General features: G+C 65.3%; 12 protein-coding genes. 6 read left to right on the forward strand and 6 right to left on the reverse strand.

The annotated features are described in order from the left end of the window. From ABWP09_RS11870 to rpiB, 5 genes are all read right to left on the reverse strand, one after another. A partial coding sequence (locus ABWP09_RS11870) for an RNA methyltransferase (RefSeq protein WP_353205342.1) occupies positions 1–725 on the reverse strand: 725 nt, incomplete at its 3' end. After that, positions 722–1,198 (reverse strand): transcriptional regulator NrdR, encoded by a 477-nt coding sequence (gene nrdR, locus ABWP09_RS11875; protein ID WP_353205343.1) that lies wholly within the window; start codon positions 1,196–1,198, stop codon positions 722–724. The genes ABWP09_RS11870 and nrdR, both read right to left, overlap by 4 nt. Positions 1,199–1,201: 3 nt before the next feature. Further along, complete coding sequence (locus tag ABWP09_RS11880; protein ID WP_353205344.1) at positions 1,202–1,453, reverse strand: hypothetical protein; 252 nt, start codon at positions 1,451–1,453, stop codon at positions 1,202–1,204. A 1-nt stretch (position 1,454) separates the two neighbouring features. Then, positions 1,455–2,768: a serine hydroxymethyltransferase gene (gene glyA / locus ABWP09_RS11885; protein WP_353205345.1), complete on the reverse strand. Its 1,314-nt coding sequence runs from the start codon at positions 2,766–2,768 to the stop codon at positions 1,455–1,457. Continuing rightward, positions 2,765–3,223 carry a ribose 5-phosphate isomerase B gene (rpiB, locus tag ABWP09_RS11890; RefSeq protein ID WP_353205353.1) on the reverse strand — a complete coding sequence of 153 codons (459 nt, stop codon included), beginning with the start codon at positions 3,221–3,223 and terminating at the stop codon, positions 2,765–2,767. The genes glyA and rpiB overlap by 4 nt, the downstream gene beginning before the upstream one ends. Positions 3,224–3,361: 138 nt before the next feature. On the opposite strand from rpiB, the gene ABWP09_RS11895 reads away from it, so the two are divergent. The 6 genes from ABWP09_RS11895 (at position 3,362) to ABWP09_RS11920 (ending at position 8,020) form a co-directional block, all read left to right on the forward strand. Beyond that, the gene (locus tag ABWP09_RS11895) at positions 3,362–3,952 is read left to right on the forward strand and encodes a sigma-70 family RNA polymerase sigma factor (protein WP_353205346.1); all 591 of its coding nucleotides are present in this window, start codon (positions 3,362–3,364) and stop codon (positions 3,950–3,952) included. Next, positions 3,949–4,725 (forward strand): anti-sigma factor, encoded by a 777-nt coding sequence (locus ABWP09_RS11900; protein WP_353205347.1) that lies wholly within the window; start codon positions 3,949–3,951, stop codon positions 4,723–4,725. The genes ABWP09_RS11895 and ABWP09_RS11900 overlap by 4 nt, the downstream gene beginning before the upstream one ends. 87 nt (positions 4,726–4,812) lie before the next feature. Further along, complete coding sequence (locus ABWP09_RS11905) at positions 4,813–5,370, forward strand: fasciclin domain-containing protein (protein ID WP_353205348.1); 558 nt, start codon at positions 4,813–4,815, stop codon at positions 5,368–5,370. Positions 5,371–5,640: 270 nt separating this feature from the next. Then, positions 5,641–6,903 (forward strand): BtaA family protein, encoded by a 1,263-nt coding sequence (locus ABWP09_RS11910; RefSeq protein ID WP_353205349.1) that lies wholly within the window; start codon positions 5,641–5,643, stop codon positions 6,901–6,903. Positions 6,904–6,926: 23 nt separating this feature from the next. Beyond that, the gene (locus ABWP09_RS11915; protein ID WP_353205350.1) at positions 6,927–7,583 is read left to right on the forward strand and encodes a class I SAM-dependent methyltransferase; all 657 of its coding nucleotides are present in this window, start codon (positions 6,927–6,929) and stop codon (positions 7,581–7,583) included. Further along, positions 7,580–8,020 (forward strand): DUF3429 domain-containing protein, encoded by a 441-nt coding sequence (locus tag ABWP09_RS11920; RefSeq protein ID WP_353205351.1) that lies wholly within the window; start codon positions 7,580–7,582, stop codon positions 8,018–8,020. Before ABWP09_RS11915 ends, ABWP09_RS11920 begins: the two co-directional genes overlap by 4 nt. A gap of 7 nt (positions 8,021–8,027) precedes the next feature. On the opposite strand, the gene ABWP09_RS11925 is transcribed toward ABWP09_RS11920, so the two are convergent. Then, positions 8,028–8,171 (reverse strand): hypothetical protein, encoded by a 144-nt coding sequence (locus ABWP09_RS11925; RefSeq protein WP_353205352.1) that lies wholly within the window; start codon positions 8,169–8,171, stop codon positions 8,028–8,030. Positions 8,172–8,337 lie beyond the last annotated feature (166 nt).

Genomic DNA, 8,337 nt, shown 5'->3' on the forward strand with positions numbered 1-8,337 from the left:
GGCTGCTTTCCCGCAAGTGCACTCAACACCCCGCGCATCGTGCGCACTTCCTGTGCCGACCAGCCGGGCTTGGTCAGCAGCGTGCGCAGCGTCCGCCTCGTGACGGGGGTGCGTGCGGGCGGGAAGAAAAAATCCGAGTCGACCAGCATCGCCTCGAGCTGCGCGATCATCCCGTCGAGCTCCTCCTGCGGGGCGGGCGGCGCGAGCTCGGTCTCGGGCGGTTGTGCCAGCCCCATGCCCTTCGACCATTCATAAGCGATCAGGATCACCGCCTGCGCCAGATTGATCGAGCCGAATTCGGGGTTGATCGGCACGGTGATGATCGTGCGGGCAAGCGCGACATCATCGGTTTCCAGCCCCGATCGCTCCGGCCCGAACAAAATGGCGGCGCGGCCGGGCCCGGCGTGGATCGCGGTTGCAGCGGCTTCCGGGGTCAGCACCGGCTTGGTCACGCCGCGCTTGCGTACCGTCGTTGCATAGACATGCGCGCAATCGGCGACGGCAGCGGCGACGCTATCGAACACCGTGGCTTGTTCCAGCACGATGTCGGCACCCGACGCCGCCGGCCCGGCGCTCGGATTGGGCCAGCCATCGCGCGGGGCGACGAGGCGCAGCTCGATGAGCCCGAAATTGAGCATCGCGCGCGCCGCCTTGCCGATATTCTCGCCGAGTTGCGGGCGGACCAGGACGATGACGGGGGGCAGGGTCGTCGGGGTAGCGCTCACCCGCCGCCCACCTCCTTATGGCCGACTTCGTTCACATTTCCCGCGAATTCCTCGAAATCCTTCGCTTCGGTGAAATCCTTATAGACGCTGGCGAAGCGAATATAGGCGACCGAATCGAGGCCCTTGAGCCCCTCCATCACCATTTCGCCGATCTTGCCCGATCGGACTTCGCTCTCGCCCTGCGTTTCCAATTGCCGCTGGATGCCCGAGACAAGCTTTTCCAGCCGCACCGCATCGATCGGGCGTTTGCGCGCGGCAATCGCGACCGAGCGCAGCAGCTTTTCGCGGTCGAACGCTTCCTTTTTGTCTTCACTCTTGAGCACGGTCAGTTCGCGTAACTGGATGCGCTCGAACGTCGTGAAACGCGCCGCGCAGCCCTCGCACTGCCGCCGTCGCCGGATTGCACCGGCATCCTCGGTCGGCCGCGAATCCTTTACCTGACTGTCTTCATGGCCGCAAAAGGGACAGCGCATCGCCTACCGGTTCATCTTCCGGAAGGCGGCGTAGCCTGCGCCCACCAGCGCGCCGGTGAGGATCGAGAAGGGCAGGACGATCGCGGCGAGCGCGCCGACCGCAGCCCCGCCGACGAGCTTGTTGCCATTCTCGCCACCGATCGCCTTCGACGTGTAATCGACCGCGCTGTCGAGCGCCTCGACCACGTCTTCGCCGACCGCGCGGACGGTGTCTTCGAACGTCGCCTTGGGTTTGTCGTTGGGCTGCTCGGTCATGTCACGCCTCCGGATAGATGGGGAAGCGGTGACATAGCAGAGTAACACGCGCTCGTACAGCCGCCTCGACTTGCGCATCGCCCTGCTCGCCATTCTTGCGCAAGCCGTCGAGCACATCGGCGACCATATTACCGATCTCGCGGAATTCGGCGGGGCCGAAGCCGCGCGTGGTTCCCGCGGGGGTCCCGACGCGGATGCCGCTGGTCTTGGTCGGCGGGAGCGGATCACCCGGAATGCCGTTCTTGTTGCAGGTGATGCCGGCGCGCTCCAGCGCTTCGTCGGCATCCTTGCCGGTTACGCCCAGCGGCGTGAGATCGACGAGCGCAAGATGCGTGTCGGTGCCGCCCGAGACGATGTTGCAGCCGCGCTCCTTCAGCGTGGCGGCGAGCACCTTGGCATTTTCCATGACCGCCGCGATGTAGCTCTTATAGCCCGGCTGCAGCGCCTCGCCGAACGCAACTGCCTTGGCCGCGATCACGTGCATCAGTGGCCCGCCCTGCAACCCCGGGAACACCGCCGAGTTGAGCTTCTTGCCGAGCGCCTCGTCGTCGGACAGGATCATGCCGCCGCGTGGGCCGCGCAGCGTCTTGTGCGTCGTGGTCGTCGCGATGTGCGCGTGCGGGAAGGGCGATGGGTGGAGCTTGGCCGCGACCAGCCCCGCAAAATGCGCCATGTCGACCAGGAAATACGCACCGACTTCGTCCGCAATCGCACGGAATTTGGCGAAATCGATCTGGCGCGGATAGGCCGAACCGCCAGCGATAATGAGCTTGGGCTTGTGTTCGCGCGCCAGCGTCGCGACTTCATCGAAATCGATCAGATGCGTTACCGGATCGACGCCATATTGGATCGCGTTGAACCATTTGCCCGACATCGCCGCTTTGGCACCGTGCGTCAGGTGACCACCGGCATCGAGGCTCATCCCGAGGATCGTGTCGCCCGGCTTGACCAATGCGAGCATCACCGCGCCGTTCGCCTGCGCGCCCGAATGCGGCTGAACGTTGGCATAGGCGCAGCCGAACAGCGCCTTCGCCCGGTCGATCGCCAGTTGCTCGACCGCGTCCGAGGGGTGGCAGCCCTGATAATAGCGCTTGCCGGGATAGCCCTCGGCATATTTGTTGGTGAAGACCGAGCCTTGCGCCTCGAGCACCGCCTTCGACACGATGTTTTCAGACGCGATCAGCTCGATTTGCGTCTGTTCGCGCTTCAACTCGTCGCGGACGCCGCCGAAAACCGCCGGATCGGCCGCGGCCAGGCCGCGCGTGAAGAAGCCGTCGGGCTGCAAATCGTGCAGCGTGGTCGGATTGGTGCTCATGCCGATTCCTTCGCAACGTGAAGAGAGGGCGCGCCGAGCTTGTCGACGCGGGGTTGATGACGGCCACCGGCAAATGCGGTGGCCAGGAACGCAGTGATGCAGGCCTTGGCCATGTCTTCGCCGACAAGCCGCGCGCCAAGTGCCACAACATTGGCATCGTTATGCTCGCGCGCAAGCGCCGCTGACAGCGGCTCCGATACCAGGGCGCACCGCACCGCCGCATGGCGATTGACCGCGATCGAAATACCGATCCCTGAGCCGCACAAGGCAACCCCACGCTCGGCCTCCCCCTGCGCGATGGCATCGGCAAGCTTGAAGCCGAAGTCGGGATAATCGACGCGGGCGTCGCTGTCGGGGCCGAGATCGAACACGTCGTGACCTTGCGCGCGCAGCCAGGCGGCAAGCGTCGTCTTTAGCGCGAACGCGGCATGATCAGAGGCGATGGCGATGCGCAAGGTCGGCGCGGTCCCAAATCGGTGGAGCAATCTCCAAGCCTTTAGCCAAGCGATGGCGCGAATGCCACACCCAAGCGTGTATCCTTCGGCTGCCATCGTGCGGTCGATGATTGCCGTTCCGGCCGCGCCACCGTAAAGATGGTGGCCGTGACGCTTTCCCCCCCCGACGCTGCCGCAGCACCCGACGCCGCCCGCGCGCGTCTGGTCGAAGCGCTGGTACGGACCGGCGAGGAGGACCGCACAGCGTTCCGCGACCTTTATACGCTGACATCGTCGAAGCTTTTTGGCATCTGCTACCGTATCTGCGGCGAAAGGCAGGCAGCGGAAGACGTGTTGCACGACGTATATCTGACGATCTGGAAGCGGGCGGGGGCGTATGAACCCTCGCGCGCCAGCCCGATCACGTGGCTCGCCACGATCGCGCGCAACCGTGCGATCGATTGGCAGCGCGCGCAAAAGGTACGCCGCGCCGCGCCGATCGAGGATGCACCCGAGATTCCCGACGCCGCGCCGTTGATCAGCGAAACGATGCTCGACGACGAAGCCGCGCATCTGTTGCATGGCTGTCTCGATCGTTTGGAGGATCGTCAGCGCAGCGCGATCCGCACCGCGTTTTTCGATGGCGTGACCTATGCCGAACTGGCCGAGCGCCAGGCCGTGCCGCTTGGCACGATGAAGAGCTGGGTGCGGCGCGGCCTCGCCAAATTGAAGGAGTGTCTGGACGCGTGAGCGACCTGCCGCCCCTTGATCCGCCGGAAGGCGACGGCTCGGACGAAGCACTCGACATGGCTGCGGCCGAGTTCGCGCTGGGCGTGCTCGACGGCGACGAACGCGCGGTGGCGATCCGCCGAGTCCTGGCCGAGCCGGGTTTCGCCCGCTCGGTCGAACGCTGGCGCACGCATTGGGCGCAGCTGTTCGATCTGTGGCCGGCGGTCGAGGCCCCCGATCTGTTCGCGCGGATCGAACGCTCGCTCGATCGTCCCGTCGAAGCGCCGATTGCGACGCTGGCGCTGGCACCGCCGATCAGGAGCAAGCTGTGGCCCGCTTTGGCCGGCCTCTCGAGCATTGCCGCAGCGGGGCTGCTGGTGGTTCTGGTCGCGCGGCCCGTGCCGGTGCCGCCGGCCCCGCCAGCACGCCCGGCCGCACCGGTCGTGGCCGCGCGTGCGCCGACGCTGGTCGCCTCGATCGACCCCGAAACCGCCGGGGCGGCGACCGTCACCGCAGTCTATGATGCGCCGGCCGGGACACTTCGCCTGACCGAGGCCAAGTTGGTCGGGGCCGACCAGAGCGCGGAATTGTGGGTGATCCCGGCCGATGGCACGCGCCATTCGCTCGGCCTGTTGCATGCGCGCGGTGGCACGGTGCTGACGCTGTCGCGTGACAATCGCGCGCGGATCGCGGCCGGTGCGGTGCTGGCGGTGACGGTCGAGCCGATCGGCGGATCGCCGACCGGTCTGCCGACCGGACCGGTCGTCGCCAAGGGTGCGCTCGCGCAGGTATAATTCTGTGCGCCGGTGCATCCGGCGGGGGTGCCACCGCGTAGCTGCGCGTGCGTCCGGTTCGGGCGTACCAGCAGGAGACCTACCGTCATGACCCGCACTTTCCGCACGTCCCTCATCGCCGCCGCGCTCGTCGTCAGCGGCGCATCGCTTGGCTATGCCAAGACCAGCAACCCGATGGTTGGTGGTGCTGCCATGTATCCGACCAAGAACATTATCGAAAATGCCGTCAATTCGAAGGACCACACCACGCTCGTCGCCGCGGTAAAGGCCGCAGGTCTGGTCGAGACGCTGTCGGGTCCGGGTCCGTTCACGGTCTTCGCGCCGACCAACGCCGCGTTCGCCAAGCTGCCGGCCGGCACGGTCGAGACGCTGGTCAAGCCCGAGAATAAGGGCACGTTGACCACGATTTTGACCTATCACGTCGTCCCCGGCCGCATCACGGCAGCCAATATTGCCGCGTCCGCCAAGGCGCATCAGGGCGTGGCCAGCTACACCACGGTGCAGGGCGGCACGCTCACCTTCAAGAAGGGCATGAAGGGCTGGACCATCACCGACGCCAAGGGCAACACCGGCAAGATCACGATCGCCAATGTGATGCAGTCGAACGGCGTGATTCACGTCATCGACACGGTGATGATGCCGTAATTTTTTCGTCTGCGTCGCATCCTTAGGGCGCGCGATCGCGTATAAAGAAGTGTCCCTGTCCCAAGCAGGGGCGTGTACCCGTTCGCTGGATCCCCTCCTTTGCGGCGAACGGTTTAAGTAAACGGACCTGTCGGCACCCCCCTTTCGCCGGCAGGTCCTTTTCTTTTCGACGCAAGACCGTCATGGAAGCGTCACCGGATCGTCGTAGCGCGCGAACATCGTCCGCGTTTCGGTCGCAAGACACGGACATCCGGCAGGAGAGAATGTGCCATGGCCAATGCCATCCGATCGCTCAGGGACCGTAATGGTCAGGACGGCAGCAAAGCCGCCAAGAACCGCGCGGTTCGTACCGCCGTGCATCAACACAAGCATCTGTCGAAGCAGGGGCTGCTCGAACGCGCCTTCACCTTTGCGTTTCGCGGCCTCGTCTATGCGCAAATCTGGGAAGATCCGGCGGTCGATATGGAGGCGCTGGCGATCACGCCCGACAGCCATGTCGTGACGATCGCTTCGGGCGGATGCAACATGATGTCGTATCTGACCGCCAACCCGCGCGCGATCACCGCGGTCGATCTCAACACCGCGCATATCGCGCTCAACAAATTGAAGCTCGTCGCGGCGCGGCATCTGCCGAATTACGAGGCGTTCCATCGCTTCTTCGCGCAAGCCAATAGCCGCCAGAACGTGATCGCGTATCGCACCTACATTCGCCCGCATCTCGATGACGCGACGCTCGCCTATTGGGAAGGCCGCGACATGATCGGGCGGCGGCGGATCGGTGGCTTTGCCCGCAACGTCTATAAGCGCGGATTGCTCGGCAATTTCATTGGCGTCGCGCATTTGCTCGCGCGGTTGAACGGGGTGAATCCGAAAATCCTGCTCAAGGCCAAGTCGATCGAGGAGCAGCGCGAGATTTTCGACCGCGAGTTTGCGCCCTTTTTCGACAAGGGCTTCATCAAATGGATCACCGATCAGCCCGCGTCGTTGTTCGGCCTCGGCATTCCACCCGCGCAATATGAAGCGCTGGCCGGCGAGGAGAAGATGGCGGTGGTATTGCGTGAGCGGCTTGAGAAGCTCGCCTGCGATTTCGACATTAAAGACAATTACTTCGCGTGGCAGGCGTTCGGGCGCGGCTATGGCGAGGGGCCGTCGGCGCCGCTGCCGCCCTATCTCCAGCGCGCGCATTACGCCGAAATCGTCGCGCGTGCCGAGCGGATCGAGGTGCGCCACACCAATTTCACCGACTATCTGCGCTCGCAAGGCGATGCGAGCCTCGACCGCTACATCCTGCTCGATGCGCAGGACTGGATGACCGACGCGCAATTGACCGAGCTGTGGGGCGAGATCACCCGCACCGCGAAGCCGGGTTCGCGCGTGCTGTTCCGCACCGCGGGCGAGTCGAGCATCCTGCCCGGGCGCGTGCCACCGGAGATCCTCGGTCGCTGGCAGTATCGCGCGGAGGATTCGCTCGATTATACCCGGCGCGATCGCTCTTCGATCTATGGCGGCGTCCATCTCTACGTGCTGGGGTGAGCGGCACTGCCAAGGAGCCGGGCATGGAACCGGGCCATGCCGGACAGATGGATGCGATCTACCGGACGCAGCGCCATTTCTATGATCTCACCCGCAAATATTATTTGCTCGGGCGCGACGCGCTGATCGCCGGGATCGCGCCGCCGGCCGGGGGATCGGTGCTCGAGATCGGCTGCGGCACAGGGCGCAATTTGATCGCGGCGGCAAAGGCTTGGCCCGATGCGCGCTTCTTCGGGATCGATATTTCGGAAGCGATGCTGGAAACCGCGCGCGGCAAGGTTGCAAAGGCGGGGCTGTCCGACCGGATCGTGCTCGCCCAGGGCGATGCGACGGCGTTCGATCCGCAAGCGTTGTTCGGCGTGGGCGACTTCGACCGGATCTTTCAAAGCTATACGCTGTCAATGATTCCCGACTGGCGCGCGGCGATCCGCGAGGCGGCGGGCAAGCTTGCCCCTAGCGGGCGGCTCGACGTGGTCGATTTCGGGCAGCAGGAGGGATTGCCGCGGGCATTTCGTGCCGGGCTGTTCGCGTGGCTCGCCCGATTCGATGTCACTCCGCGCGCGACGTTGCAACCGGCGCTGATCGAGGCGGCGAGCGAGGTTGGCGGGAAAGCCCGCTTCGTTCCGCTTTATCGCGGTTATGCCTGGTCGGGACGCATTTCGCGGGGCGCGCGCGCGTGAACCCGCCACTGGTGCCGCGTTGGCTCGGTTTGGCCGGGCTGCTGCCGCAATTGGCGGCGGCGGCGGTGGTGTTGAGCGGCGACGGGCCGCTGCATTTCTCGGCGCTATCGATGGGCTATGCCTATGCCGCGCTGATCCTGAGCTTTCTCGGCGGGATGTGGTGGGGCATCGCCGCGAGCCAACCCGATCCACCAGAATGGCTATGGGTCGCCGCGATCGCACCGTCGCTGATCGCGCTCGGCAGCGCCGTACCCTGGGCGACCGGGCAGCCATGGCCGGGGCCATCGCTGCTGATCCTCGGCGTGGCGCTGGTCGGTGCGCTGGCGGTGGATCTGGTGCTGGCGCGCCGCGGATTGGTGCCGCCGTGGTGGATGAGCTTGCGCGTGCCGCTGTCGCTCGGGCTGGGCGGACTGACGCTGGCGCTTGCCTTCGCCTGAGCGCGGATCAGCGACCGAACAGCAGGTACAGGATCAGAATCACCGGCAAGGGCACGCCGAGCAGCCACAAAATACCACCCTTACCCATCATGCGCTCTCCAAAGTGTCGGGGCGTAACGGGCCGGCGCGGCGCTGGTTCCAGCGCGCGCATGCGCGTGTTATTTTGATCCCATGAACAAGCCGGTCCGCCTCGTCGCCGAGTCCGTTCCCGACACCGCCTTCACGGTGCGCGACTATATGCGAATGCATGATGCCGGCGCCTTTAGCGACATCAATGTCGAGCTGGTCCGGGGGGAATTGCGCAAGATGAGGTCGGG

This window comes from Sphingomonas sp., assembly GCF_040398505.1.
Taxonomy (GTDB): domain Bacteria; phylum Pseudomonadota; class Alphaproteobacteria; order Sphingomonadales; family Sphingomonadaceae; genus Sphingomonas.